Source organism: Micromonospora sp. HNM0581 (assembly GCF_012726175.1).
In the GTDB taxonomy this organism is placed as follows: domain Bacteria; phylum Actinomycetota; class Actinomycetes; order Mycobacteriales; family Micromonosporaceae; genus Micromonospora.
Window position 1 is genome coordinate 38,046 of record NZ_JAASAD010000003.1, and the last position, 25,983, is coordinate 64,028.

At 69.1% G+C, this 25,983-nt stretch carries 23 protein-coding genes; 9 read left to right on the forward strand and 14 right to left on the reverse strand.

The features are described 5' to 3' along the window. Positions 1-22: 22 nt before the first annotated feature. A complete protein-coding gene (locus tag HCA58_RS05515; protein ID WP_169596683.1) occupies positions 23-403 on the forward strand; it encodes a PPOX class F420-dependent oxidoreductase in 381 nt (126 codons plus the stop codon). 108 nt (positions 404-511) lie between these two features. On the opposite strand, the gene HCA58_RS05520 is transcribed toward HCA58_RS05515, so the two are convergent. Together HCA58_RS05520 and HCA58_RS05525 are read right to left on the reverse strand one after the other, a co-directional pair. Further along, complete coding sequence (locus HCA58_RS05520) at positions 512-721, reverse strand: BldC family transcriptional regulator (RefSeq protein WP_007073996.1); 210 nt, start codon at positions 719-721, stop codon at positions 512-514. A 252-nt stretch (positions 722-973) separates the two neighbouring features. Then, entirely contained in the window at positions 974-1,813 is an 840-nt protein-coding gene (locus tag HCA58_RS05525) for a hypothetical protein (RefSeq protein ID WP_169596684.1), read from the reverse strand. Positions 1,814-2,141: 328 nt separating this feature from the next. On the opposite strand from HCA58_RS05525, the gene HCA58_RS05530 reads away from it, so the two are divergent. Further along, positions 2,142-3,224: a Glu/Leu/Phe/Val dehydrogenase gene (locus HCA58_RS05530; protein WP_169596685.1), complete on the forward strand. Its 1,083-nt coding sequence runs from the start codon at positions 2,142-2,144 to the stop codon at positions 3,222-3,224. Positions 3,225-3,518: 294 nt separating this feature from the next. Beyond that, on the forward strand, positions 3,519-3,731 hold the full coding sequence (locus HCA58_RS05535) for a DUF3073 domain-containing protein (protein ID WP_169596686.1): 213 nt from the start codon (positions 3,519-3,521) through the stop codon (positions 3,729-3,731). 147 nt (positions 3,732-3,878) lie between these two features. Here the strand turns inward: HCA58_RS05535 and amcA are convergent, their stop codons facing one another. From amcA to HCA58_RS05560, 5 genes are all read right to left on the reverse strand, one after another. Beyond that, complete coding sequence (amcA, locus tag HCA58_RS05540; protein ID WP_169596687.1) at positions 3,879-4,115, reverse strand: multiple cyclophane-containing RiPP AmcA; 237 nt, start codon at positions 4,113-4,115, stop codon at positions 3,879-3,881. Beyond that, positions 4,090-5,187, reverse strand: a complete 1,098-nt coding sequence (gene amcB / locus HCA58_RS05545; protein WP_346775892.1) for a cyclophane-forming radical SAM peptide maturase AmcB — start codon at positions 5,185-5,187, stop codon at positions 4,090-4,092. Before amcB ends, amcA begins: the two co-directional genes overlap by 26 nt. A 180-nt stretch (positions 5,188-5,367) precedes the next feature. After that, positions 5,368-6,522: a phosphoribosylformylglycinamidine cyclo-ligase gene (purM, locus tag HCA58_RS05550; protein WP_169596689.1), complete on the reverse strand. Its 1,155-nt coding sequence runs from the start codon at positions 6,520-6,522 to the stop codon at positions 5,368-5,370. 62 nt (positions 6,523-6,584) lie between these two features. Further along, positions 6,585-8,144 carry an amidophosphoribosyltransferase gene (purF, locus tag HCA58_RS05555; protein ID WP_346775880.1) on the reverse strand — a complete coding sequence of 520 codons (1,560 nt, stop codon included), beginning with the start codon at positions 8,142-8,144 and terminating at the stop codon, positions 6,585-6,587. A 161-nt stretch (positions 8,145-8,305) separates the two neighbouring features. Next, positions 8,306-8,668, reverse strand: coding sequence for a sterol carrier family protein (locus tag HCA58_RS05560; RefSeq protein WP_346775881.1), 363 nt, complete (start codon positions 8,666-8,668; stop codon positions 8,306-8,308). Between the two features lie 102 nt (positions 8,669-8,770). Between HCA58_RS05560 and HCA58_RS05565 the strand changes: the two genes are divergently transcribed. Continuing rightward, positions 8,771-10,906, forward strand: coding sequence for a carboxypeptidase-like regulatory domain-containing protein (locus tag HCA58_RS05565; protein WP_169596691.1), 2,136 nt, complete (start codon positions 8,771-8,773; stop codon positions 10,904-10,906). A 15-nt stretch (positions 10,907-10,921) separates the two neighbouring features. Here the strand turns inward: HCA58_RS05565 and HCA58_RS05570 are convergent, their stop codons facing one another. The 4 genes from HCA58_RS05570 to purS form a co-directional block, all read right to left on the reverse strand. Continuing rightward, the gene (locus HCA58_RS05570; protein WP_169596692.1) at positions 10,922-11,677 is read right to left on the reverse strand and encodes a 2-phosphosulfolactate phosphatase; all 756 of its coding nucleotides are present in this window, start codon (positions 11,675-11,677) and stop codon (positions 10,922-10,924) included. A 4-nt stretch (positions 11,678-11,681) separates the two neighbouring features. After that, complete coding sequence (gene purL, locus HCA58_RS05575; protein ID WP_240955557.1) at positions 11,682-14,537, reverse strand: phosphoribosylformylglycinamidine synthase subunit PurL; 2,856 nt, start codon at positions 14,535-14,537, stop codon at positions 11,682-11,684. A gap of 67 nt (positions 14,538-14,604) precedes the next feature. Then, entirely contained in the window at positions 14,605-15,288 is a 684-nt protein-coding gene (gene purQ / locus HCA58_RS05580; RefSeq protein ID WP_169596693.1) for a phosphoribosylformylglycinamidine synthase subunit PurQ, read from the reverse strand. Next, a complete protein-coding gene (purS, locus tag HCA58_RS05585) occupies positions 15,285-15,548 on the reverse strand; it encodes a phosphoribosylformylglycinamidine synthase subunit PurS (protein ID WP_169596694.1) in 264 nt (87 codons plus the stop codon). Before purS ends, purQ begins: the two co-directional genes overlap by 4 nt. A 450-nt stretch (positions 15,549-15,998) precedes the next feature. On the opposite strand from purS, the gene HCA58_RS05590 reads away from it, so the two are divergent. Both HCA58_RS05590 and HCA58_RS05595 read left to right on the forward strand, forming a co-directional pair. Further along, a complete protein-coding gene (locus HCA58_RS05590; RefSeq protein WP_169596695.1) occupies positions 15,999-16,679 on the forward strand; it encodes a DUF1986 domain-containing protein in 681 nt (226 codons plus the stop codon). Between the two features lie 25 nt (positions 16,680-16,704). Continuing rightward, positions 16,705-17,268, forward strand: coding sequence for a YbjQ family protein (locus HCA58_RS05595; RefSeq protein WP_169596696.1), 564 nt, complete (start codon positions 16,705-16,707; stop codon positions 17,266-17,268). 139 nt (positions 17,269-17,407) lie between these two features. On the opposite strand, the gene purB is transcribed toward HCA58_RS05595, so the two are convergent. Continuing rightward, on the reverse strand, positions 17,408-18,832 hold the full coding sequence (purB, locus tag HCA58_RS05600) for an adenylosuccinate lyase (protein WP_169596697.1): 1,425 nt from the start codon (positions 18,830-18,832) through the stop codon (positions 17,408-17,410). A gap of 743 nt (positions 18,833-19,575) precedes the next feature. Here purB and HCA58_RS05605 point away from each other — a divergent pair. Then, positions 19,576-20,334: a Crp/Fnr family transcriptional regulator gene (locus HCA58_RS05605; RefSeq protein WP_169596698.1), complete on the forward strand. Its 759-nt coding sequence runs from the start codon at positions 19,576-19,578 to the stop codon at positions 20,332-20,334. A 76-nt stretch (positions 20,335-20,410) separates the two neighbouring features. Here HCA58_RS05605 and HCA58_RS05610 read toward each other — a convergent pair whose 3' ends face one another. After that, positions 20,411-21,769, reverse strand: coding sequence for a hypothetical protein (locus HCA58_RS05610; RefSeq protein ID WP_169596699.1), 1,359 nt, complete (start codon positions 21,767-21,769; stop codon positions 20,411-20,413). Positions 21,770-22,120: 351 nt separating this feature from the next. Continuing rightward, positions 22,121-23,413: an acetyl-CoA C-acetyltransferase gene (locus HCA58_RS05615; RefSeq protein ID WP_169596700.1), complete on the reverse strand. Its 1,293-nt coding sequence runs from the start codon at positions 23,411-23,413 to the stop codon at positions 22,121-22,123. Positions 23,414-23,467: 54 nt separating this feature from the next. Between HCA58_RS05615 and HCA58_RS05620 the strand changes: the two genes are divergently transcribed. Both HCA58_RS05620 and HCA58_RS05625 read left to right on the forward strand, forming a co-directional pair. Beyond that, complete coding sequence (locus HCA58_RS05620) at positions 23,468-24,841, forward strand: 3-oxoacyl-ACP reductase (protein WP_169596701.1); 1,374 nt, start codon at positions 23,468-23,470, stop codon at positions 24,839-24,841. Then, a complete protein-coding gene (locus HCA58_RS05625; protein ID WP_169596975.1) occupies positions 24,841-25,956 on the forward strand; it encodes a MaoC/PaaZ C-terminal domain-containing protein in 1,116 nt (371 codons plus the stop codon). The genes HCA58_RS05620 and HCA58_RS05625 overlap by 1 nt, the downstream gene beginning before the upstream one ends. Positions 25,957-25,983: the final 27 nt, after the last annotated feature.

The following is a 25,983-nucleotide window of genomic DNA, read 5'->3' on the forward strand; positions in this document are numbered from 1 at the left end:
ACCGGGCCCGTATCCTGGCGGCGTGACAACGTTGGACCGCCTCTCAGCCGAGAAGTACATCCTCCTGACGACGTTCCGCAAGGACGGTCGTGCGGTGCCTACCCCGGTCTGGGCGGTCCGCGACGGCGATGCCCTGGCGGTGTGGTCGGCGGCCGACGCCGGCAAGGTGAAACGAATCCGTCGTGGTGGACACGTCACGGTGGCTCCCTGCGACGTGCGTGGCCGCCCGCACGGCGAGGCAGTGCCTGCTCGGGCGAGCCTGTACGACCCCGGGGCGACCAACCGGATCCGTGGCCTGATCAAACAGAAGTACCGGGTGATCGGCCGGCTGACTCTGCTCGGCAGCCGGCTACGCCGGGGCGAGGGTGGCACCGTGGGCATCAGGGTCGAGCTGACCGACTGAACGACTTCTTCGCCGCCGCCCCGAGTTGGCGGAGCGACCGTGAACATGCCGAAGGGCGGCGGAACGGATCCGCCGCCCTTCGGGTAGCTCTGTCTATCGAATGTGTGGTCAGTCCCCTTGGCGCTGCTGCGGAATCTGCCCCTGCAGAAGCGCCCTGACCTCAGACTCGCGGTATCGGCGGTGACCGCCGAGGGTCCGGATGGCGCTCAGCTTGCCAGCCTTCGCCCAACGGGTCACCGTTTTCGGGTCGACACGGAACATCGACGCTACCTCGGCCGGTGTGAGTAGCGGCTCTGGTTCGTGCGTTCGCGATGCCATCGGTCACTCCTCCACATGTATAGACATCGGCCGGGGTCCCGCCGGCCGACGCGTCTCCCATGGTCCGGCTAGTCCCCGATGTCCGACATGGGCCGAACGGCCGAACGTCCCTAGACGGACGGATGAACCATGCCCGATTTATCAGACTTTCATACCCTAGAAAGTACCTTATTCGGACTCATGATCACGGTTCGTGATGCGTCAACTACGAGATGGTCTCGTTTCTGGCACCGAAACTGGTACATTGCCGACCTAATTGCAGCGCTCCAAAAGTTGCACTGCACGCCACCGCGCGACCAACTTGTCGTAAGCCGCCGATGCTTCGTCCGCCTCACCGCGCGACAACCCGGCGAGCCCGGCGGCCACCAGTTCCGGCGAGTCGTCCCCGGCCAACGTCTCGTCCGAGAGCAACTCGACCAATCCGCCGTAGTCGAGTTCCACGATCGAGCGCGGATGGAACTCCTCGAGCCAGCGAGCTGCCTCCTCGACCGCATCCGTGATCGGCGCGTCGCCGACCGACTTTCGCAGCACCGCGAGCGCCCGGGACGAGCGGCGGCGAGCCTTGGAGATCTCCGTCCGGTAGCGCAGCGAGCGCCGGTCGGGGACGGTCACGTGGTTGCGCTCCTGCGCCTCGAAGAGTACGAACCAACGCAGCGGCACCCCCCAGGTCGCGGTCTGCTCGTGCACCCGGGGAACGCCGTGCTCCAGCACCCGGGCCCCGCTGCGCCAGTCCTCCACCACGGCCTTGGCCTGCCCGGCCAGCACCGGCGGCACGAAGGCGTCGGCCAACACCGGCGGTACGCCCTCCCGCGCGCTCAACGCCGCCTCAGCCACCCGGATCCGCAGGTTCCACGGACACACCAGCAGCGCCTCGTCGGTTTCCAACACGTACGCCTCGTCCGGCAGATCCGGTAGCCGAGTCCAGCCGGCACCAAGCGCCTCGATGACCGCGGTCCGCTGTCGGCCGGGCCCCTCGACCGGCGCAACAGCCCGCCCCTGCTCGACATACCGACGCCAGAAGGACTGGCGATCCCGGTCGAAGGCAGTCAGCGGCTCGTACACGCGCAGGTATGAAGCGAAGAGCGACGGCACGGCGCGATCCTCCCACGAACGGCAAGCCGAGCGTTGCTCGGCGTCACCGGAGGGCACTGCGCGGGGGCGGGAAACGCCCGGGTCGGGGTCGCGCAGGCCGGTAACACCGCGCTGGTCAGGACAGCGACGACGGCCCCACCACCCGCGATGAGGGCGGACCGGCCCCGCTGGCGGCGGACCGGGCCGGACCGCCCGCAGGGCGGGACGGCGACGACTGGGTGGAGCGGCGCCGCGCACGCCGAGACTAGGCTCGCAACACCGGCAGCATCCCCGCCGGGTTGACCAGGTCCGCGCCTCACAAGGGCGCCCGCCGACACAGGAGCCAGTCATGGGCGTATTCGCCACCACGGACGACCCGGCGTCCACGGGTCACGAGCAGGTCGTGTTCTGCCAGGACAAGCAGACCGGCCTGAAGGCGATCATCGGTATCTACTCCACCGCCCTGGGCCCCGCCCTCGGCGGCACCCGGTTCTACCCGTACGACAGCGAGGAGGCCGCCCTCGCCGACGTGCTCGACCTGTCCCGCGGCATGGCGTACAAGAACGCCCTCGCCGGTCTGGATCTGGGCGGCGGCAAGGCGGTCATCTGGGGTGCCCCTGAGCAGATCAAGTCCGAGGCACTGCTGCGCGCCTACGGTCGTTTCGTGGAGTCGTTGGGCGGTCGCTACTACACCGCGTGTGACGTCGGCACCTACGTGTCGGACATGGACGTGATCGCCCGGGAGACCAGGTACGTCACCGGCCGCAGCGTCGAGCACGGCGGGGCGGGCGACTCCTCGATCCTCACCGCCTGGGGTGTGTTCCAGGGCATGCGGGCCGCGGCCGAGCACGTCTGGGGCGGACCGACGCTGCACGGTCGACGGGTCGGCGTCGCCGGGCTGGGCAAGGTCGGAAAGTATCTCGTCGGTCACCTGCTGGAGGACGGGGCCGAGGTGATCGCCACCGACGTCAACCCCCGGGCCCTGGACTGGGCGCGTACCACCCACCCCGAGATCCACCTTGTCGACGACGTCTCCGCACTGGTCGCCGCCGAGATCGACGTGTACGCCCCATGCGCCCTCGGTGGCGCCCTGGACGACGACACGGTGGCGGTTCTACGGGCGAGAGTGGTCGCCGGTGCGGCGAACAACCAACTCGCGCACTCCGGCGTGGAGAAGCTGCTCGCCGATCGGGGCATCCTCTACGCGCCCGATTACGTGGTGAACGCCGGCGGTGTGATTCAGGTCGCGGACGAAATCGAAGGCTTCGACTTCGGCCGGGCCAAGATGCGCGCGACCCGGATCTTCGACACCACGCGGGAGATCCTCCACCTCGCCGAAACCGACGGTGTGCCACCGGCCGTGGCGGCGGACCGGCTGGCCGAGCGACGAATGGCCGAGATCGGTCGCTTGCGCGCCATCCACCTGCGGTGACGGCGTACCGTCGGGGCGGGCCTCGGGTGGACCCGCCCCGCCTGGTCCGCCTTGCGAACCTGGGATTCGACGCTTTCGCGCTCAATTCACCCCAGGTCAGGACCGCTACCCGCACCACTCCTTACCCGGTACACTGGGTGACGTCCTGACAACCGCAACGCGCGGTCGTGGTCGAAGGTAACCCGAGGTGCCGAACAGCGGCATCCCCATGTACCGTAAGAGCCACGAGAGATGCCTGACGTCATCGGGGCCCGCCTTCGGGCTGCCCCGCATTCTGTGCGAGGGGGTCGAGCCATGGGGCGCGGCCGTGCTAAGGCCAAGCAGACAAAGGTGGCCCGGGAGCTGAAGTACCACTCCCCGAACACCGACCTCGCCGCCTTGCAGCGAGAACTCGGCGGCAGCGGCAAGTCGGACCGCAACTTCGACGACGACTACAAAGAGTACGTCGACGATGACGAGGACGACTCCGACGACGACCCGGACAACTGGGTCCGTCCGACCCGCTGACCCCCGGTCGCATCTGAGCACGCGGCGACGCCCGCGTGCTCACGCATGTGTCCGTTACGCAGCGGCGTGCAGCACCCGACGAGCCGGGGGCCCATCACGACCGGATGACGCTCCGGCAGCGTGACGGGCCCCTCGGCACCGACAGGATCAGCGGGGGCGGTTGTTCCAGTTGTAGAACGTCGGGATGTTCTCGAAGTGATTCCAGGCACACACCGCATCGGCTCCGTCGCCACCCGCCACCTCCGCCCGTAGTCGACGGGCAGCCTCGGCCTCGTGGAGCAAAGCGTTGAGCCCGGTGGCGACCGCCCGAACCCGGTCGGCGACCCGGTCAGGTTCCTCGCCCGTCGCGGTCTCAGGCTCACGGTGACTGGTGGTCTCGGGCATGCTCCAACACTCCCTCCAGTAGGCGGATCTTGCTGTTGCGGCAGTGCTCTGTCTCCGTACCGTCGAAACGCCCCGTCTCGAAGTAGCGGTTGGCCGCATGGCCTCCGCCGCAGAAACCGAAGTACGGGCAGGATGAACGGCACGCCTCCACGCCCTCGACGAACTCACCGACCCAGGAGGTGCGCTCCGCGTCGGCCAGAATGGTGTGCAACGGGGTGGTCAACACACTGCCGCTGGAGAAGTCGCCGTAGCGGGGATCGGTGAAGCCCGCCAACTCGGGCGAAAGCACCACGACCGAACCGTCGTACGCCACGGTCGGTATCGGGTCGAGCCGGCGGGGCAGCAGGTCGCCCGCCGTGCCGTCCAGCACCGCTGCGGCGTACCGCAACGACCACTCCACCTCCCGCAGATGAATCCGGGGGTTCCGACGCCAGGCCGAGACTAACTCGGCCCAGAATCCGGTCACGGCCAGGGCGTCGTGGACGTTGTCCCGGGTGTTGACCCCCTCAGTCTCCTCGATGTTGACACCGAGCACCTCGCAACCGAGTTCGAGGAAATAGTCGTACAGTTCGGTGGCACGGCCGGGAGACGGGTCGTTGACCACCGCGAGCGCCGAGAACGGCAGCCCGTGCCGACGCAACGCGGCTACCCCGCGGACAATCCGGTCGTACGCGGGGCGACCGGCCCGGCTGACCCGCTCGCCGTTACGTTCCCGGGGCCCGTCCACGCTCACGCTCACGCGCACCCGGTAGGCGACGAAGAACTCGCACCAGGCATCGTCGATCATGGTGGCGTTCGTCTGGACGTGGTGTTCCACCTCAGATCCGAAAGGCGCCATCAGCGCCGCCAACCGCTCACGGCCAGCGGCCAGCGGCTCCCCACCGTGCCACACCACCGAGAACCGGCCCGCCGATGCCCACCGGTTCACCGAGGCGGCCACCGCCTCAGCCACCGCCACCGACATCCGCCGGTCCGTCGCCCGGAACGGCAGATAGCAGTACGCGCAGTCGAGATTGCAGAGGGTCGTCGGCTGCATCACGACGTACGACGGGACAGTGGCCAGGCCGCGCATCCCACCCCATGACCGTCCCCGCGCAGCCATCGCCCTCCTCCGTAACGGTCTTGGGCTGCCGGACGCGACCCGGCCTGGGCGCACGCCCCTCGCAGCAGTTGAGGGTGCCCTTCAGGCTAGGCCGCGACGGCCACTCGGGTGAAGCCCCGATCAGGTGGTCGGACGATCAGCGCTCAGTGATCATCCTCGGGTGTGTTGACCGACCATCCGCACCTCACCGGTGCCCTCGATGATCTCGCCGGCCTGCCAGGCGTCGACCCCACGGCCGGTGAGCGTGGCCAGTGCACGGTCGGCGTCCTCCGCCGACACGATGGCGAACATGCCGACGCCCATGTTGAAGGTCGCCTCCATCTCCGGGTCCTCGATCCGGCCCTTCGACTGGATCAGGTCGAAGATCGGCTGTGGCTTCCACGTCGACCGGTTGACCACGGCGTCCACGTGCTCCGGCAGGATCCGCACCAGATTGCCGGGGATGCCGCCGCCGGTGACGTGGGCGAAGGACCGCACCTCGGCCTCAGCGATCAGCTTGAGGCAGTCCTGCGCGTAGATCTTGGTGGGGGTGAGCAGTTCCTCGCCGAGGGTGCGCTGGCGGCCGAAGTCGTCGATCACCACGTCCAGTCGCATCCGACCCGCGCCCAGCAGCACGTGCCGGACCAGGGAGTAGCCGTTCGAGTGCAGGCCCGACGAACGCATCGCGATCACCACATCGCCCACCTCGACCCGCTCGGAGCTGAGGATCTCGCTTTCCTCCACCACACCTACGCCGGTGGCCGAAATGTCATATTCGTCGGGACGCAGTACCCCTGGGTGCTCGGCGGTTTCCCCGCCCAGCAGCGCGCAGCCCGCGTACCGGCAGCCGTCGGCGATGCCGGCGCCGATCTCAGCGACCTTGTCCGGCACGACCTCGCCGGTGGCGATGTAGTCCAGCAGGAACAGCGGCTCCGCTCCGCAGGCGACCAGGTCGTCGACGACCATCGCGACCAGGTCGATGCCGACCGTGTCGTGGATGTCCATCTGCTGAGCGATCACCAGCTTGGTGCCGACGCCGTCGGTGGAGGAGGCGAGGATCGGATGCTTGTACTTCGTGGTGTCCAGCCGGAAGAGGCCGGCGAAACCACCGAGATCGCCCATGACCTCCGGCCTGCGGGTCTGCTTCACCTTCGACTTGAGCAGCTCCACGGCACGATCGCCCGCTTCGATGGACACGCCGGCGTCCGCGTACGAGACCGCGCGTTTGCGCGCCGGGCGGCCCGCACCGGCCGTCCAGGGCTGACGGTCCCCGCCAGCGCCACTCGGGCTGCTTCCTGCGCCGCTGCGCTCGGACACGTGCGTCACGGTTCTCCCCTTTGTTTCTCGGCTGTCGCGTCGACGGTGACCGACGCCGCAGCCGGGTGATGCTACGGGCGGTGTGTGGTCGCCGACGTTTCGAGGTGGCCGAAACTACTGTCGAGTGGCGAAACAAGATGCTCGACTGGTACGTCGTCGTCCGTGCGGTTGGCGACCCGACGGCCGATCCCTTCGAGCATGTGTTTGCCGATCAGGTTGCCGACGGGCAACTCGATCGGGTAGTCCCCGTCGAAGCAGGCCCGGCAGAGCCGGGTCCTGGGCTGTTCCGTCGCGGCGACAAGGCCGGACAACGAAACGTAGCCCAGTGTGTCCGCGCCGATCGAGCGCCGGATGCCGTCGTTGTCGAGGCCGTTGGCGAGAAGTTCGGCACGGGTGGCGAAGTCGATGCCGTAGAAGCACGGCCAGGACACCGGCGGCGAGGAGATGCGTACGTGCACCTCCACCGCGCCGGCCTCGCGCAGCATCCGCACGATCGCGCGTTGGGTGTTGCCGCGGACGATCGAGTCGTCGACCACGACCAGGCGCTTGCCCCGCACGTTCTCACGCAACGGATTGAGCTTGAGCCGGATGCCGAGCTGACGCAGCGTCTGCGACGGCTGGATGAAGGTACGCCCCACGTACGGGTTCTTCACCAGGCCGGAGCCGTAGGTGATGCCGGACTCCTCGGCGTAGCCGATCGCCGCCGGGGTGCCCGACTCGGGCACCGGGATCACCAGGTCGGCGGAGACCGGGTGTTCCTTGGCCAGTTGCCGCCCGATCTGCACCCGGGCGGCGTGCACGTTCCGGCCGGCGATGGTGGCGTCCGGTCGGGCGATGTAGACGTACTCGAAGAGGCATCCCTTGGGCTCGGGTGCGGCGAACCTGGTGGACCGCATGCCTTCCGCGTCGATCGCGATCAGCTCGCCCGGCTCGACCTCGCGAACCACACTGGCACCGACGATGTCGAGCGCGGCTGTCTCACTGGCCACCACCCAGCCCCGCTCCAGGCGGCCCAGCACCAGCGGACGCACGCCGTGCGGGTCGCGCGCGGCGTAGAGGGTCGACTCGTCCATGAAGACGAAGCTGAAGGCGCCCCGTAGCTGCGGAAGCACCTCCAGCGCAGCGGCCTCGACGGACAGATCCGGCCGGCCGGCGAGCAGCATCGTGACCAACGAGGTGTCGTTGGTCGAACCGTCGGTACCCAGGCCCCGCTCGGCCACCTCACGTTGCAACTCGGTCGTGTTCACCAGGTTGCCGTTGTGCGCCAACGCGATCGTCGTGCCCGAACTGGTCGCCCGGATGGTCGGTTGGGCGTTCTCCCAGGTCGAAGCCCCGGTGGTGGAGTAACGCGCGTGCCCGATCGCGACATGCCCGCGCAGGCTGGCCAACGTCGGCTCGTCGAAGACCTGGGCCACCAGGCCGAGATCCTTGTAGACCACGACGCCGGAACCGTCGCTCACCGCTATGCCGGCTGCCTCCTGACCCCGGTGCTGCAATGCGTACAGCCCGAAGTAGGTCAGGTTGGCAACCTCTTCTCCGGGCGCCCAGACGCCGAAGACACCGCACGCGTCCTGGGGGCCGGGTCGCTGGGGATCAAGGTCGTGGCTCAGCCGGCCGTCGCCTCGGGGCACCTGCCGCTCCCTCTTGCTGGTCTGGACTGGCCTGGCGGAACCACGGGGGTCGCTCCGCATCTCTCGGCCGGGACCACATTGTCGTCGACCGACAGTGTACGCGAATCCGAGTCGCCACACACAGTCACAGTGCCGCCGCTCAGTGTCATGGACACCAGCCGTCACGGCACTTCGAGCGGAAGGTAGGCGGAAAGGTCCGCACGGGCTCCACTCGCCGTGATGCGACCCTCCGTAACTGCCCGCGCCCAGTCGAGTCGCCCCACCGCCAAACGGAGCCAGGTCTCCGCATCCATCTCCACCGTGTTGGGAGGAGTACCGCGGGTGTGTCGCGGCCCGGGGACACACTGAACTGCACCGTAAGGTGGGACACGCACCTCCACCGATCGGCCGGGGGTGCGGTCCGCGAGGAGGGCCAACAAGGCCCTGACCGCCTCACGGAGCACCGACCGTTCGGGTGCGCGCCCCGCATCGAGCGCCGACAGCGCCGCCGCGACCGAGGCAGACTTAATGTACGGAGAGGACACAACGGGACGATACGGTGCGACGATGCCAGCCGTCACGCTGGCCCTGGGTCGCGCCGATCCGGCCAGACAAGGCATAGTTGCCGACGGCGTATTCGTACCGCGATGTTCCCCCGCCCGGCACCCGCCGGACAGGGGAGGTCAGTCCGGAAGGCGGTGGACGTGTCAACACACCGACGAGCCTGGCACAAGCGGGCCGGTGTGATCGTGGCGCTGATGTTCGGTGCCCTGCTCGCCGTCCCAGCCACACCAGCCTTTGCCGACAGTCCGGACGTCCAGATCACAAATCTGCCGAACGGCACCCTTCAGTCCGGGCAACAAACGTCGATGACGTTCACCGTCAAGAACAACAACGATGTACCAACACCCTTCAAGATCACCGTTAGCACCTTCGACGGTCTGAGCTGCCAGGGCAACTGCAACATCCCCGCACAGCTGATACCAGCTGGTGAGGTGTCTGAACCTATTACGGTGACCCTGGTTGCGGGCGACGTATCGGCTGGTCAGGAACGGTCCGGCAAGGTGCGGGTTTCTGCCCAGGCCGGCGGGGACCAAGGTGGCGACGAGCGTGACATGACGGTGCGTGGCCCGAATCCGCCGCCGACGACGCAGGCGCCGCAGACGGTGAAGTCGATTTCCGGCAAGGTCGTCGACCAGGGCGGCGATGCGGTACCGAACGCGTACGTGTTACTCAAGGACAGCGCCAACAGGCAACGGGACACCACGACGGACGGTAACGGCAACTTCCGGTTCACCGGGAGCACCGACAACCCGATCGCGCCCGGACGGATCGACATCGGGGCGAGCGCTGAGAACAAGAACGCCCTGACGAGCTTCACCGCCAACGCCGGGCAGAGCATCACCGGACGTCGACTCACCCTGCCGATCGCAGCCTCCGAGAGCCCGAGCGCCAGCCCGTCGGCGAGCGAGTCGGTGGTGCCGACCGAGGACCCATTCGAGGACGAAGTCGGCGAGGAGGAGACCCCCGCCGAGAGCGCGGCCGCACAGGCCCCGGCCTCCAACGAGGACTCTGGTGGTTTCGGTAGCTTCATGCTCATCCTGCTGGGCGGCCTTTTCGTGGCCGTCGGTGTCGGCACGATCGTGCTGCTGTGGATGAAGCGGAAGGAGAACGAGGACGGCGCGCCCGACGGTGACGGTCCGGCCGGAGCGCCGGCCGGAGCGGTCCCGGCGGCCCGTGGCTCGTTCGCCGGTGCGGACGACCAGACCCGGGTGGTGAACCGGGTCGGTGCGGCACCGGACCCGACCATGGTCGGCGGGGCCGGATTGGCCAACGCGCCGACGATGATGCACCAACCGGTGGTGGATGACGTTCCGCCCGATCCCTACGGCGCACCCCCGCAGCCCTACGGTGCCGCGAGCGGACCGGGTGGCTGGTCCGGTGGAGGCGGATACGGGGACGAGCCGGGCGGGTACGGCGCTGCCGGCTACGGCAACGCTCCCTCGTCCGGTAGCGGCTACGGCAACGCCCCGTCCTCCGGTGGCGGCGGCAACAGCCCGTCCTCGGGCAGCGGCTACGGCAGTCGCGACTACGGAGCCGGTAACGCCGGCCCGGGATACCCACCGGCAGGTGGCGGATACAGCGAGCGGTTCGACGAGCCGACCGGCCGCTACCAGGGCGAGGAGACGACCTACCCGGCCCCCGCCGATCCGTACGCCACCGGTATGTATCAGCCGGAGGCCGGCCAGGGCTACGGCCAGTCCGAGCCTGGTGGGTACGGCGACTACGGTCAGAGCGCTCCCACTCGGGGCTACGAGCAGCCAGGTGAGCCGGGCGGCTACGGCACCGGCGACGCGACGCGTGGCTACGGGGGCGGTGAGCCGGGCGGCGGATACAGCCAGGGCGACCCGAACCGCGGCTACGCGGCAGGGCAGCCGGGCAGCGGCTACGACGCGTCGCCCGACGGCGGATACGACCAGCCGGCCGGCGGATACCGCCAGGAGGCCGGACACCAACGCGGCGGCTACGACCACACCAGCTACGACAGCGGCTACGACCACGGTGGGTACGGGCAGGAAGGACCGCCACGCGGCGGCTACGACCAGGGCGGCGGCTACGGTGGCGGCTACGGCCAGGAGCCACCACACCAGCGCGGCGGCTACGACCAAGGTGGATACGGCCAGGGCGGCGGCTACGGAGACCCGGCACAGGCCGGTCACAACCGGCCCGACAGCGCTCCCCAGGATCGTGGCGGTCGCCGACTCGACTGGCTCGACGACTAGAGCCTGTCCCCAGCATCAGGCGGCGGTGAAGACGCCCTTGCGGAGCAGCGGTACCACGTCCGAGCTGTTGAGGCGTACCGCGATCTCGACGTCCTCGGCGAAACCACCCTCGGTCAGCTCACGGCCGGACACACAACCACGCACTGCCGCCGGCAGGTCCGGGGTGCTGGCCAGCGCGGCCAGGGCCACGGCCGCTTCCACGGAGAGCCCGCCGGGCGCGCCGGAGAGGGCGTCGAGCACGCTGGCTGCACCGAGCTGGTCCTCCACGCAGGGGCGCAGCGAGCCGTCCGGCCACCGTTCCCCGGCGGCCACCACCCCGATCGGCGCGTTGGAGGAGCCGTACCCCTGCCGGGTCAGCCAGCGTCCCACGGAGGGTGCGTTACGAAGATTGGCCGCGACCACCGGTAGCCCGGTGGCACTGGCAGCAGCACTGATCGCCGATCCGTTCGGCGATGGCAGCACCAGATCGGTCACCACCGGTGCCCTACTCAGCGCGGCCGGCGACAGCGACCACGGATGGTCGGTGGTGACCTGCCCGCGCGAGGTCGCGGCGACCGCGCCGACCCGGCGCGCGTAGACGGCGGCCTGATCACCCCAGGGGAACGGATGTACGCGCATCCCCCGCCCCGCCGCCACCTCGACCGTGGTGGTGAACGACAGCACGTCCACCACCACGAGTACCGCGCAGACCCGGCCGAGTTCGGCCGCACCCGCCAAACCCCAGTCGAACCGGACTCCCGATCCGGGTTGGGCGGATACGGCCGCGGCCAACGCCTCAGCGCTCGTCGGGCGCTGCGGGCTGCTCGGTGTCACCGGGTTGCGGGGCGCCCGCCTCGGACACCTCAGGGCTGCCCGCCGGAGCAGGTTCGTCGGTCCCGCCGGACGGGGTCGCCGCGACGTGGCCGCCCCGGACCGGTGGGGCGGCCCGCTCCACCGGCCGATCGGCGGCCTCTTCCTCGGTCAGATCCACGAACGGCGCGGCCTCCGTCGACGTCGGTGCGGCCTGGGCCGTACCGGTCTGCTCACCGTCGAGCGAACCGCCCTGCTGGCCGTCGGTGACCGGCTCCGCAGTCGGCGGCTCGGCGGTCGCGGCGCCGGGCACGTCGGCGAGTGTCGCACCCTGGCCGACGGTACCGTCCACCGGGTCGGTCGACGCGTCGATGGCGACCCCGGTAGCTGCGGGGGCGGCCACCTCGAACGGCTGCCCGCCACCGAACAGCGCCGGCAGCGTGCCGGTGTGCGCCTCGCGCAGCTCGTCCAGGCTGATCCGGAACTGGCCGTGCACCTCAAGCGCCTCGGCCGTCGGGTCGGTGACGCCGATCTGCTCCCACGCCACGCCGTGCTCACCGCAGAGAGCGGTGAACGCCTTGTCGTGACCGCGCGGCACCGAGACGAGAACCCGACCGGCGGACTCGCTGAACAGGAAGACGAACGGCATGGAGTTGCCCTCGAACCGCTCCGGCACCACGATCCGGGCCCCGACACCATGACGCAGGCAGGACTCCACCAGACTCTGCGCGAGACCACCGTCGGAGAGGTCGTGCGCGGAGCTGAGGTGCCCCACCCGGGCCGCGTCGGCGAGCAGACCGGCGAGCTGCTTCTCGCGCGCCAGGTCAACGTGCGGCGGTACGCCACCGAGATGTTGGTGGGTGACCCAGGCCCACTCCGAACCGGAGAGTTCCACGTGCGTCTCGCCGAGCAGGAAGAGCTGGTCGTGATCGGCGCCGGAGCGCGGGACGAAACCGGACGCCACCCGGTCGGCGACGTTGTCCAACACCCCGAGCACGCCGACGACCGGCGTCGGGTGGATCGCTGCCGCCCCGGTCTGGTTGTAGAAGCTGACATTGCCGCCGGTCACCGGGATACCCAGTTCGGCACAGCCGTCGGCCAGGCCGCGTACGGCCTCGGCGAACTGCCACATCACACCCGGATCCTCCGGCGAGCCGAAGTTCAGGCAGTCGGTGACCGCGATCGGGGTCGCACCGGTCACCGCCACGTTCCGGTACGCCTCAGCCAACGCCAGCTTGGCCCCCTGGTACGGGTCGAGCCGCGCGTACCGGCCGTTGCCGTCCACCGACAGCGCCACACCCAACCCGGTGCGCTCATCGATGCGGATCACACCTGAGTCCTCCGGCTGAGCGAGCACGGTGTTGCCCAGCACGTAGCGGTCGTACTGCTCGGTGACCCAGGTTTTGTCGCAGAGGTTGGGTGAGGCGACCATGCGCAGCACGGTTGCGCGCAGCGTGTCCGGGTCGCCCGGCCGGGGCAACGTCTCCGCTCGGTCGGCCTGAAGCAGGATCAGGTCCGCCGGTTCACGCATCGGCCGGGCGTAGACCGGCCCGTCGTCCACGAGCGACCCCGGCGGTACGTCCACCACCGGATGATCCCGCCAGGTGATGTGCAGCCGGCCCGGCGAACCGTCCGACTCGGGCGCGGTGACCTCGCCGATCGCGGTGGCCCAGACACCCCACTTCTCGGCGGTCTTGAGCACCGCCTCCAGCTTCTCCGGCGCGACGACCAGCAGCATCCGCTCCTGCGACTCGCTTGCCAGGATCTCGTGCGGTTCCATCGAGGGCTCGCGCAGCGGCACCCGTTCCAGCCACACCCGCATGCCGGTGCCGGCAGAGGCCGCCGTCTCCGTCAAGGCGCAGGTCAGGCCGGCACCGCCGAGGTCCTGGATACCGACGACCAGCTCGGCGTCGTACAGCTCCAGGCACGCCTCGATGAGCAGCTTCTCCATGAAAGGGTCGCCCACCTGCACCGATGGGCGACGCTGCTCGCTGCCTTCGGTGAAGGTGGCGCTGGCCAGCACCGAGACGCCGCCGATGCCGTCCCGGCCGGTCTTGGCGCCCATCAGCACCACCACGTTTCCGGGGCCGGTGGCGTCCTTCTTCTGCAGCCGGTCGACCGGCAACACGCCCAGGCAGAGCGCGTTCACCAGCGGGTTTCCCTGGTAGCAGGGGTCGAAGACCACCTCGCCACCGATGTTGGGCAGGCCGAGGCAGTTGCCGTAGCCGCCGACTCCGGCGACCACGCCCGGCAGCACCCGGGCGGTGTCCGGGTGGTCCGCGGCACCGAAACGCAGCGGGTCCATCACCGCCACCGGCCGGGCGCCCATCGCCAGGATGTCGCGGACGATGCCGCCGACTCCGGTCGCCGCGCCCTGGTACGGTTCGACGAAGCTCGGGTGGTTGTGCGATTCGACCTTGAAGGTCACGGCAAGTTCATCGGAGATCCGTACGACGCCGGCGTTCTCGCCGATGCCGGCGAGCATCCGGTCACTCGGCGGGGCTTTCTCGCCGAACTGCCGCAGATGCACCTTGCTGGACTTGTAGGAGCAGTGCTCGCTCCACATGATCGAGTACATCGCCAACTCGGACTGGGTCGGCCGGCGGCCCAGGATGTGCCGGATGCGCTCGTACTCGTCGTCAGCGAGGCCCAGTTCGGCGTAGGGCTGGAGTTCCTCCGGGGTGCCCGCGGCGCGCGGCACGGTGTCCACCCCGTCAGCCCAGTCCCTGGCCTCCGCGACGACGGCGTGCCGTGCCGGAGCGGCCGGCGCAGCGGTGGCCGGCTGCGGCGGGGGCTGGCCCGCCTCCGGGTTGTCCCGCACCGGGTCCGGATGCGTGGTCATGACGTCTCCTTGTTACGCTCGCCGCCCGACGGGCGGGTGAGCCGACCGATGATCCCGCCGCTGACGGTCACGCCGGCGCCCCGACCAGGTGCTTCAGCACGGAGGTGAAGAAGCCGAGACCGTCGAGGGAGGGGCCGGTCAGCGCCTCCACCGCGTGCTCCGGATGCGGCATGATGCCGACCACGTTGCCGGCCTGGTTGGTGATCGCGGCGATGTCCCGCTGCGACCCGTTGGGGTTGCCGCCTACGTAGCGGGCGACGACCCGGCCCTCGGCCTCCAGCTCGTCGAGCGTCGCCGGGGCGGCGACGTAGCAGCCCTCACCGTTCTTGACCGGGATCAGCACCTCCTGGCCTGGTTGGAAGGTGTTCGTCCAGGCGGTACCGGTCGCCTCGATACGCAGGGACTGGTCACGGTTGCGGAAGTGCAGGTGCTGGTTGCGGGTGAGCGCACCGGGCAACAGGTGCGCCTCGCAGAGGATCTGGAAGCCGTTGCAGATGCCCAGCACCGGCAGGCCCCCACCGGCAGCATCGATGATCTTTTCCATGACTGGCGCGAATCGGGCGATGGCTCCGCAGCGCAGGTAGTCGCCGTAGGCGAAACCACCGGGCAGGACCACCGCGTCCACCCCGTGCAGCTGCGCCTCACCGTGCCAGAGCCGGACCGGTTCCGCGCCGGCGATCCGCACGGCCCGGGCCGCGTCCCCGTCGTCGAGCGAACCGGGGAACGTCACCACACCGACACGGGCGGTCATGGTCGGGTTTCCGCAGGCTCGTCGTTCTCGGCCAGCCGGACTGTGAAGTCCTCGATGACCGGGTTGGCGAGCAGCTTGTCGGCTATCTCGCGGGCCCGGTCCAGGTCCGGTTCACCGGTGAAGTCGATCTCGATTCGCCTGCCGATCCGTACCGTGGCGACGTCGTTGACGCCGAGCCGGGGCAGCGCGTTTGCGACGGCCTGACCCTGAGGATCGAGGATCTCGGGCTTGAGCATGACGTCGACGACGACGCGAGGCACTGGGCACTCCTGACTGTGTACGCAGTTGGGTGCCGACCCACAACGGGCGAGCGCAGCCAGCCTACCTGGCAGATACCGCGCGAGCCGCACCGGCCGGACGCCGCGGGACGCCGCTCGGTGCCGCCGCGACGGACCGGTCGGGACCGGTACGGGTTCGTTGCAATCCCGATATGGCTTCGTTGCCCTCCCCTGTCATCGACCCGGACGGGCACGCCCTGTCGGGGCAGGGCGGCGGAGGGCTGCCACCGGTCGAAGCGCTGGCCGGCGACGGGAGATCCACCTGTTACATCGTCTTGTTTCTATGAGCCTCTTGTGAAACACCCTACCGAGCCCTACCGTACATCGTCAGATGTCGATATCGAGACGTCGTGGTGGCGGATCACCCCTCGTCTGCCACCACCAGGCCGACCCGGCGGACCCGGGTCCGCGAACCCCGAAGGAGCCCCTCCGATGCGCATCCGATCCCTCATCGCGGTCCTCGCCACCGCCATGGCCGGCGTGATGGGCGCCAGCTCCGGCGCCGTCGCCTCACCCGTCACCCCGTACATCATCGGCGGGGGCACCGTCTCCTCCGCCCCATGGGCCGCCGCGGTCTTCAGCAACGGCTCGTTCACCTGCTCCGGCACGATCATCGCCCCGGAGTGGGTCCTCACCGCGCGGCACTGCCTCGGCGGCTCGATGTCGGTCCGGGTGGGCAGCGTCTACCGCTCCTCCGGCGGCGTCACCCGTACGGTCAGCGCCACCTACGGCCAATACGACGTGGCCCTGATGCGCCTGTCCAGCGCCGTGAGCACCAGCTACGTCACGCTGGCCGCCAGCAACCCGCCGGTCAACTCGACCAACTCGATCTACGGCTGGGGCATGACCTGCTACAGCGGCTGCTCGGCGTCGACCCAGCTCAAGACCGCTAGCGTCCGGGTCACCAGCACGAACGTCAGCGACGCGTACGGCGGGCAGGCGATCCGGAGCAGCCGGATCAACGGCAACGCGTGGCGTGGCGACTCGGGCGGCCCGCAGTTCTACAACGGCCAACAGGTGGGCGTGGCCTCCACCGCCGACGGCCGGAGCATCCAGAACTACGGCAGCGTCGCGTACAACCGTGCCTGGATCCGGTCCGTTTCCGGCGTCTGACGCATTGGCACCCCCGGCGGCGCGGATGGTGGGACCTGTGCCCGCCGTCCGCGCCGCACGGTTTTTCAGCATCCGAGCAGGTGAACAGGGCTCACAATGTGCCGTACCTGCGCCTGCAAGCATCGGAAACGTGCTGGTCGTGACGACGGATCAACTTCCCGGCTACGAGATCCGCCAGATCCTCGGCGAAGTGGTCTCCTCCATGGCCAGGACCCGCAACCCGTACCGCGAGGGAGTGAAGAACTTACGCGGTGGCGCGTACGACCCGATGGCACCGGACAACCTCACCCGCTGGCGTACCGACTCGGTGGCCCGCCTCGGGGAAGAGGCCCGGCGGCTCGGCGCGAACGCCGTGGTGGGGATGCGGTTCGACAGTCGCGACTGCGGCGAGATGTGGATGGAGATCTGCGCCTACGGCACCGCCGTGATCGTGGTGCCCAAGGTTCCCGACGTGATGCCTCCCGACCAGCCCCTGGTAGCGGCGGAGACCGCCCAGGACCCGGCCTTCGTGGAGGCACCCGGTGCCATCGCCGAACCGGCGAGCGCCCCAACCCTCCGCACCGCCGCCGAAACTCCCACCCGCGACTGATCGCCCCTCGGCCATCCGGAGGCCGTGCACCGGTACCCGCCGGCAGCGCCCCGCGCCCGCTACCCCCTCGGCCACGGAAGACGAAGCTGTCACCCAGCGGCGTCCTGTCAACGAGATCCCGACCGGGCAGAGGCGGGTGTCAGAGGATGGGGGGTGGGGAGTAGCCGGCGGCCTCGGGGTGGGCCTCCACGACCTTGGTGATTCTGGCGGTCACCGACTGGATCTGGGCCGGAGCGGCACCGACGAAGGCAGCGCGGTCGGCGACCAGGGCGTCGATCTCGGTACGGGTCAGGGCTAGCCGACCGTCGGCGGCCAGGCGGTCGAAAAGGTCGTTGTCGGGAGTGCCCTTCTCGCGCATCGCCAGGGCGACCGCGACGGCATGCTCCTTGATCGCCTCGTGGGCCGTCTCCCGCCCGACGTTCCGCCGGACGGCCGCGACCAGGATCTTGGTGGTGGCCAGGAACGGCAGGAACCGCTCCAGCTCCCGGTTGATCACCGCCGGGTACGCGCCGAACTCGTCGAGCACGGTGAGGAACGTCTGGAACAGCCCGTCTGCGGCGAAGAAGGCGTCCGGCAGGGCTACCCGGCGTACGACCGAGCAGGAGACGTCACCCTCGTTCCACTGGTCGCCGGCCAGTTCTCCGACCATCGACAGGTAGCCCCGGATGATCACCGCGAAACCGTTCACCCGCTCCGACGAGCGCGTGTTCATCTTGTGCGGCATCGCGCTGGAGCCGACCTGGCCGGGCTTGAAGCCCTCGGTCACCAACTCCTGGCCGACCATCAGCCGGATCGTGGTCGCCAGGGACGAGGGCGCAGCGGCCACCTGCGCGAGTGCGGAGATCACCGCCAGGTCGATCGAACGCGGATAGACCTGCCCCACGCTGTCCAGCACCCGGCTGAACCCCAGGTGCTCGGCGACCCGCCGCTCCAACTCGGCGACCTTGTCGGCGTCGCCGTCGAAGAGGTCGAGCTGGTCGGCGGCGGTACCCACCGGCCCCTTGATCCCGCGCAGCGGATACCAGGAGATCAGGTCCTCCAGCCGCTCGTACGCGATCAGCAGTTCCTCGGCAGCCGACGCGAAGCGCTTGCCGAGCGTGGTCGCCTGCGCCGCGACGTTGTGCGACCGTGCGGCCATCACCACGTCCGAGTACTCGTGGGCGTGCCGGGCGAGCCGCGCCAACGTCGCCACCACCCGGTCCCGGATCAGCTCCAGTGAGCGGCGCACCTGGAGCTGTTCGACGTTCTCGGTCAGGTCCCGGGAAGTCATCCCCTTGTGCACGTGCTCGTGCCCGGCGAGTGCGCTGAACTCCTCGATCCGGGCCTTCACGTCGTGCCGGGTGATCCGCTCCCGTGCCGCGATCGAGGCCAGGTCGACGTCGTGCAGCACCCGCTGGTACGCCTCGACCACCCCGTCCGGCACCGGCACACCCAGGTCTCGCTGCGCCCGGAGCACGGCGAGCCAAAGCTGTCGTTCCAGGCGGATCTTCTCCTCTGGCGACCAGAGGTTGACCAGCTCGGGCGAGGCGTAACGGTTGGCGAGCACGTTCGGGATCGTCGTCACCCGGCCATTCTCCGGCACCAGGGTCCAGCCCTCCGATCGGGTAGGGCCGACCGATGCGGCATGTTCTCTCACCGGTCGGGCCGTCCGTTTGCACCTCTTGGCCGCCCGACTCATGCGGATATAGCCATCTTTGCGCTGATTGTCATGACATATGTTGATCGCCCGCGGCCCGACGGACAAGTAGCGACATGTACAGCCAACGGGTAATCGAGGCCGGACAATCTTGACCGGGCGGCCATATTCAAAGAACCGTTCGGACCGGCGGAGCCAGTTGAACGCGCGACAGACGAACGGCCAGGCAAGTCGCTAGCGTTGCAGGAACGGAGATGAAGATCATCAACGGTCTGGCGAAAACACGGAGGCCGCATTGTGTTTTGTATCGAACAAGCCGACTGACCGATCTGACAACATCTACCGCCGCCAGAACGGTAGCAGTAGCGGGCAACAGCAGCGACAGCTACGTTGATGAGCCTTCGATGGATTCACCTCACTATGTGCGACGAGTCGCCCGGAATCCACAAAGGCCACCCTGCCTCACACTGAGCGGGATGCACTTAGATCGCAGCATCCAGCCCCGCCGCCACTCGCAGGAATTCGTCGACCCTCTGCCTATTCCGCCCCGGCCGAGCCAGCGCCGTCTGCGCAGGCCGAGAGGTGCACCACTGTTCGTCCCAGGGTCCTACCCGTCGCCTGCACGGACAGCGGTCTCGTTTCCAGTTCCGAGCTGACCACATGTCTGGACGGTGAACGAAAAGATGACTATGGCCAGCACGAGGTCCACCACGAACATCCTCGACGACGTGCTCGTTCCACGAGAGTCAGAGCTCTCTTCTCGCCTGATGAGGGGCCTCAGGTCCACGCTCTACGCACGGGCCGTCCCGATCCGCCGGGTCGAACTCACCGACGGCGAGACACTGCATCAGCCGGGCACTGTAGACGGCCGCGTCTATCTTATAGAAAGCGGAGCCATCTGCCTGGAGAACTATTCCCCTAATGGTCGGCGAACTATCCTCGACGTGCTGCCCAAGAACGATTACTTCGGCGAAGATTCGCTTCCTGGAATGCCGAGTCAGTACACTCCCTCCGCCATCACCCCAACCCGGCTGATAGTGATAGAGAATGCCGTTCTACACAGCCTCCTGTGCAACGGGAGCATCTTTGACGCATGGCAGTACAGCCAGGTGTTGAAAGCCCGCCGCCACCGGTCGCTCTTGCTGCAGCACGCCACCTCCGATAGTGAGGCCCGACTGGCGATGCGACTACTCGACCTGACCCAGACCTTCGGCACGGGAATCGGCCGTGCCGTTCGTATCGACCTGAAACTTCGCCACGAGGACTACGCCGCGATGATCGGCACCACCCGTTCCCGGGTAGGCATTTTTCTGCAACGCTTCACCGATCGTAAGATGATTCGAAAAGGGCCGTGCGGGGCGATCGTCGCCGATCCGCGCCGCGTCGTCGAATACATCATGGAACGTATGGGCCTACGCCCGACCGGGTGACGGGACCCTGGCCGCAGCCTCCTCGATCCCCGCCTGTGACCATGACCAGACCGGCCACAGACGGGGTCGACGAGGATCACTGCTGTCCGCTCGGCTCCACCACCGGTGCCGTGCTGCCCACGGTGGTCGCCGGTGCTGCGGGCTCTGCCGCTCGGGCCGTGGCTCGGGCCGACAGGATGGCCCGCCGACGACGCCGTTCCTGCGCGCCCCGGTAGAGGCTGCGACCCCACAGCAGTAGACCGCCACCGTCCAGGAGTACACCGATGATCGCGATGGTGGCGAAATCGACGGAGCCCATCAGGGAGTCCTGGCCGGAGGCGAACAGGATGAACTGGTACAGAAAGCCCCACAGGAGTGGGATACCGACGAAGACCAGCATCATCAGCGCTATGAAACGCCCACCGAGCCACGCCAGGGAGTACAAGCGGACGATCCGCATCTCCCGCTTCGGCACCCCCGACTGGTCCACCCGGTTTCCTCTCCGCAGCACCCGCGCCAGCACGTTGCGGAGAAAGTTCTCGGTGTCTGCCATCAGATTCCGGCAGCCGAGTGCCGTGGCGACGATGTAGTAGCCGTCGGTGCGCATGAACAGGAACGACTGCCAGATGATCCGGACCAGGTACGTGAACAACAACGCTGTCAGCAGCAGCGCCACCCACTCCGGCAGCCCGACGATTCCTTGTCGATCAGCCCACAGGGCGAGGACGAAGGACGAGGCGAGCACCCCGTCGATGAGCGTGCCGGCGATGAACGCCACGAAACGCTGCCGCTTCGGGGCCAACCAGATACCGCTCATGTCGGTCTGCACCACCAACACGTACAACTGGTTGCCGATGACGAGCCGCGACGGTACGCCGGCCGCGCGTGCCGCGACCATGTGCGCGGTTTCGTGAATCGCGACCCCGGCCAGCGTCAGAATGAACGTCGCCCAGGTCAGGGCGGCGAAGTGGATGGGGAAGAGCAGTGTCTCGCCGGGCGTCGGCAGCACGTTCGGATCGTCCACGGCCAGGTAGACACCTGCCGCGATGATCAGGACGCAGACTATGAGCACCGGGAGGCTGACCAGCCGGCGGGCCACGGTCGGACTGACCCAGTTCAGGCTGTAGCTACGCCGAGGTCGGCGAACCGGGTCGGCGGCGGCGATCGGACCGCCGACGGCAGCCGCGATGTTCTCGTCGATCTCGATGAAGCCCTCGTCACCGAGGGCATCCAGGAAGTCGGTGATGTCGGGTGTCTCGGCGTACTTCTCCTCGTACAGGCGGACCGCCTCGCCCACCGTGCTGCCGGCAGCCAGCGCCTGGAGCAGATCCAGCCCTTCGGCGGGGATCGACAGGAACACCTGCCGTTCGAGGTCGCCGATGATGACGGTATCGCCCTCCGGCCGATGGTCGAAGGGGCGTACTCGGACAAGCGTTTCTGACGGGTAGCCGGCCATGGGTCGTCCTTCTCGCTCGTTTCGCAGGCGGGTCGATGAAGGCCGGCACCCGTCCTTGTCGTCCGGGTGCCGGCCTTCAGGTTGGTCGCGTCACCGTCAGGAGACGACACACGCAGCAGCGACAGCGCTGGTCTTCACCGACTCCAGCCGGCGCACCGTGAGCTTCTTCATGAACATCACCTCCTCGCGACATCTGACAGGACAAGCATGTCTGCCACGCGAGTGATCGTCTGCTCACTTATGCGCACCGGGCGAGGGACAGGTTGGTCGTCGGCCATCACCGCCGTTCGCGGCGGCACCAGTGTCGGCGGGCTGCCGACCAACGGCGACCTGAGGGGCCAGGCCGGAGTTTCAGCGCTCCAGGATCGCGGTCACACCCTGGCCACCGGCCGCGCAGATGGAGATGAGTCCGCGCCCGCTGCCCTTGGTCGCGAGCAGCTTGGCCAGGGTGGCGACGATCCGTCCGCCGGTCGCGGCGAACGGGTGGCCGGCGGCCAGCGAGGAGCCGTTGACGTTCAGCTTGTCGGTGTCGATGGTGCCGAGCGGGGCGTCCAGGCCGAGTCGGTCCTTGCAGAACTCCGGTGACTCCCAGGCTGCCAGCGTCGCCAGCACCTGCGAGGCAAAGGCCTCGTGGATCTCGTAGTAGTCGAAGTCCTGCAGGGTGAGCCCGGTCCGGGCCAGCAGTCGGGGCACGGCGTACGCGGGCGCCATCAGCAGCCCCTCCTCGCCGTACACGAAGTCCACCGCGCCGGTCTCCGACTGCGCGAACCAGGCCAGCACCGGCAGGTTGTGCTCGCGCGCCCATTCCTCGCTGGCCAGCAGCACGGTGGAGGCACCGTCGGTGAGCGGTGACGAGTTGCCGGCGGTCATGGTGGCCCTTTCGGCGTCCGGCCCCCTAGTGCCGAAGACCGGTCGCAGCGCACCGAGCTTCTCCAGGCTGGCGTCGGGGCGCAGGTTCGCGTCGCGGGTCAGCCCCAGGTAGGGGGTCATCAGGTCGTCGAAGAACCCCGCGTTGTACGCGGCGGCGAGCCGCTGGTGCGACCGCAGCGCCAACTCGTCCTGGGCCTGCCGGTCGACGTTCCACCGCAGGGCGGTCTGCGCGGCGTGCTCACCCATGGACAGGCCGGTACGCGGCTCGGCGTTACGGGGGATCTCCGGCTTGAACGGCTGGGCCGGGCGCAACTTCGCGGCGATCCGGAGCCGTTCGCCGAGGGTCCGGGCGGAGTTGAGTTTGAGCAGCGTACGGCGCATGTCATCGTTGACGGCGAGCGGCGCGTCGGAGGTCGTGTCGACGCCACCGGCGATGCCCACGTCGAGCTGACCAAGAGCGATCTTGTTAGCGACCAGGATGGCGGCTTCCAGGCCGGTCCCGCAGGCCTGCTGGATGTCGTACGCCGGGGTGCGCGGGTCGAGCTTCGAGCCCAGCACCACTTCACGGGTGAGGTTGTAGTCCTTCGCGTGCTTGAGCACCGCACCGGCGACGACCTCGCCGACCCTGTGCCCGGCCAGACCGAACCGGGCGATCAACCCGTCCAGCGCGGCTCCGAGCATGTCGGAGTTGGCGGCGCTGGCATAGCGCGAGTTGGAGCGGGCGAAGGGGATCCGGTTACCGCCGATGACCGCGACCCGTCGAACGTTCTGCACGATCCGCCTCCTCGAAAGTGTTGCCCGCACCCTACTCGCCAGTAGGCTACGCCTATGACCGACAGGTATGCGAGCTTCGTCCAATCGGGCGCCGGGCGGGCGCTGGTCAAGCGCCTCGGGTTGCCCGATCCGCCGCGACTACGCCGGCACGTTCCCGGTGAGCCAATTCTGCCCGGGCTGGTGCTGCTCGGTGCCGCCAGCGGCGGACGGCTCACCGAACCGGTCAGCAGTGCCCTGGCCGCCGCCGGGCTCGCGCTGCGCGATCAGGCCACCGCCGTGCCCGATCCGGCGACCGGTCGTACGCCGGAGAGCGCCGCTCTCGTCTTCGACGCCACCGGCATCAGCGAGTCGTCCCACCTGCGCCAGCTCTACGACTTCTTTCATCCGCAGGCCCGGGCGGTGCAGCCCAGCGGCCGGGTGATCGTGCTGGGCACGCCCCCGGACGAGTGCGGCACGCCACGCGAGGCGACCGCCCAGCGGGCACTGGAAGGATTGACCCGCAGCATCGGCAAGGAGTTCGGCCGCGGTATCACCGCGCAGCTGGTGTACGTCACCCGGAACGCCGACGCGGGCACCTGGACCAGCCTGGAGGCGACCCTACGGTTCCTGTTGTCGGGCCGCTCCGCGTACGTCTCGGGGCAGGTGATCCGGGTCGGCGCCGGCCAGGCCACCGCACCGGCCGACTGGGACCATCCACTCGACGGACAGGTGGTGCTGGTCACCGGCGCGGCCCGAGGTATCGGCGCGGCACTGGCCCGGACACTCGCCCGCGACGGCGCGACAGTGGTGGCACTGGACATCCCCGCCGCCGGGGACGAACTGGCCGTGGTCGCCAACGAGATCGGCGGCAGTGCCGTGCAGCTCGACCTGACCGCCGCCGACGCGCCGACCCGGCTCGCCGAACACCTGGCCAGCCGGCACCGGCGGGTGGACGTGGTGGTGCACAACGCCGGCATCACCCGGGACAGGACCCTCGGTCGGATGGACGCCGACCGGTGGGCTCAGGTCATCGACGTCAACCTGTCCAGTCAGGAGCGGATCAACGACGCGCTGCTGGAACGCGAGCTGATCCCCGCCGGAGGACGGATCATCGGTGTCTCCTCGATCGCCGGGATCGCCGGTAACCGGGGCCAGACCAACTACGCCACCAGCAAGGCCGGGGTCGTCGGGTTGGTCGAATCGCTCGCTCCGACGCTGAGGAAGCGTCAGATCAGTGTCAATGCGGTCGCGCCCGGCTTCATCGAGACCCGGCTCACCGCCCGGATCCCGCTGGTGCTGCGGGAGGCGGGGCGCCGGATGAACAGCCTTTCGCAGGGTGGTTTGCCGGTGGACGTCGCGGAGACCATCGGCTGGCTGGCCTGGCCGGCGTCCGGTGCGCTGACCGGCAACGTCGTGCGGGTCTGCGGCCAGAGTCTGCTGGGGGCGTGATGGCCCGGCGCCGACGCGACGACGAGCCGGCCGACGACCTGTCGGTGGACGAGCTGATCGACGGGCCGACCGAGAACCTGACCCCCGAGATCCAGGCCGCCGTGCTCGCCGGACCGACCGGCGACGGGGACCTGGAGGCGACCCGCGACCTGTCCGGCCACGCCCCGGCCGACCCACCGGCTGTGGATTCGGTGACGCCAGCGTCCGCCGACGCGCAACGAACCGGCACCAGCGGCGGCGTTCCGCCCGTACCGACGGCACGGGCCCGGGTGGAGTTGCCCCGGCTACCGGCGGCCGGGCCGTCGTATCGGCGGGCGCTGCTGGGCGCGGTGGCGGATCTGGGTGGTCGGCGCGGTGCAACGGTGCCGGCGGTGCAGCTGGCGGTGGGTGGCGTGCCGGTGGACCAGGAGCGGCTGGCTGACTACGACCGGGTCTGCGGGTTCCGGCTCGCCGACCGGTTACCCGCGACCTTCCCGCACGTCATGGGCTTTCCACTGACGCTACGTCTGATCAGCGCCCCGGAGTTTCCGATCCCGCTGACCGGGGTGGTGCACGTGGGCAACCAGATCACGGTACGTAGGCCGGTCACCGTCACCGACCGGCTGGACTTCACCACCTGGGCAGAGAATCTGCGCCCGCACGAGCGGGGGCGGCAGGTGGATGTCGTACTCGTCGGGTCGGTCGACGGCGAGGAGGTGTGGCGCGGCGTCTCGACCTACCTCGGCCGGCAGCGCGCCCCGGACGGTGGTCAGCGGCGCGGCCACGGCGACCGACCACCGCCGCCGGCCGTCACCGCGCGCTGGTCGGTCACGCCCCGGGTGGGTACGGACTACGCGCGGGTCTCCGGCGACCACAACCCGATCCACACCTCGCGGGTGGGGGCGCGGCTGCTCGGGTTTCCCCGTCCCATTGCGCACGGGATGTGGAGCGCCGCACGGTGTCTCGCGGCGCTGGAGAGTCGGCTGCCGGAGACGTACACGGCGGACGTGGCGTTCAAGCTGCCGGTGCCGCTGCCCGGCACGGTGACCTTCAGCGCCACGGCGCTCGGCTCGGGCTGGGATTTCAGCCTGCACGACCGACGCGGCCGGCCACATCTCGTAGGCACCATTCGATGAGTGGGCCGGGCACTTGCCCGGCAGGTC

What these genes read in the sequence shown, in the direction of transcription:
- HCA58_RS05520 (WP_007073996.1), bottom strand. Translation starts at nt 721, where the DNA reads ATGGCATCGCGAACGCACGAACCAGAGCCGCTACTCACACCGGCCGAG.
- HCA58_RS05530 (WP_169596685.1), top strand. Translation starts at nt 2,142, where the DNA reads ATGGGCGTATTCGCCACCACGGACGACCCGGCGTCCACGGGTCACGAG.
- HCA58_RS05535 (WP_169596686.1), top strand. Translation starts at nt 3,519, where the DNA reads ATGGGGCGCGGCCGTGCTAAGGCCAAGCAGACAAAGGTGGCCCGGGAG.
- amcA (WP_169596687.1), bottom strand. Translation starts at nt 4,115, where the DNA reads ATGCCCGAGACCACCAGTCACCGTGAGCCTGAGACCGCGACGGGCGAG.
- amcB (WP_346775892.1), bottom strand. Translation starts at nt 5,187, where the DNA reads ATGCGCGGCCTGGCCACTGTCCCGTCGTACGTCGTGATGCAGCCGACG.
- HCA58_RS05565 (WP_169596691.1), top strand. Translation starts at nt 8,771, where the DNA reads ATGTTCCCCCGCCCGGCACCCGCCGGACAGGGGAGGTCAGTCCGGAAG.
- purL (WP_240955557.1), bottom strand. Translation starts at nt 14,537, where the DNA reads ATGACCACGCATCCGGACCCGGTGCGGGACAACCCGGAGGCGGGCCAG.
- purQ (WP_169596693.1), bottom strand. Translation starts at nt 15,288, where the DNA reads ATGACCGCCCGTGTCGGTGTGGTGACGTTCCCCGGTTCGCTCGACGAC.
- HCA58_RS05590 (WP_169596695.1), top strand. Translation starts at nt 15,999, where the DNA reads ATGCGCATCCGATCCCTCATCGCGGTCCTCGCCACCGCCATGGCCGGC.
- HCA58_RS05595 (WP_169596696.1), top strand. Translation starts at nt 16,705, where the DNA reads ATGGTGGGACCTGTGCCCGCCGTCCGCGCCGCACGGTTTTTCAGCATC.
- HCA58_RS05610 (WP_169596699.1), bottom strand. Translation starts at nt 21,769, where the DNA reads ATGGCCGGCTACCCGTCAGAAACGCTTGTCCGAGTACGCCCCTTCGAC.
- HCA58_RS05620 (WP_169596701.1), top strand. Translation starts at nt 23,468, where the DNA reads ATGACCGACAGGTATGCGAGCTTCGTCCAATCGGGCGCCGGGCGGGCG.
- HCA58_RS05625 (WP_169596975.1), top strand. Translation starts at nt 24,841, where the DNA reads ATGGCCCGGCGCCGACGCGACGACGAGCCGGCCGACGACCTGTCGGTG.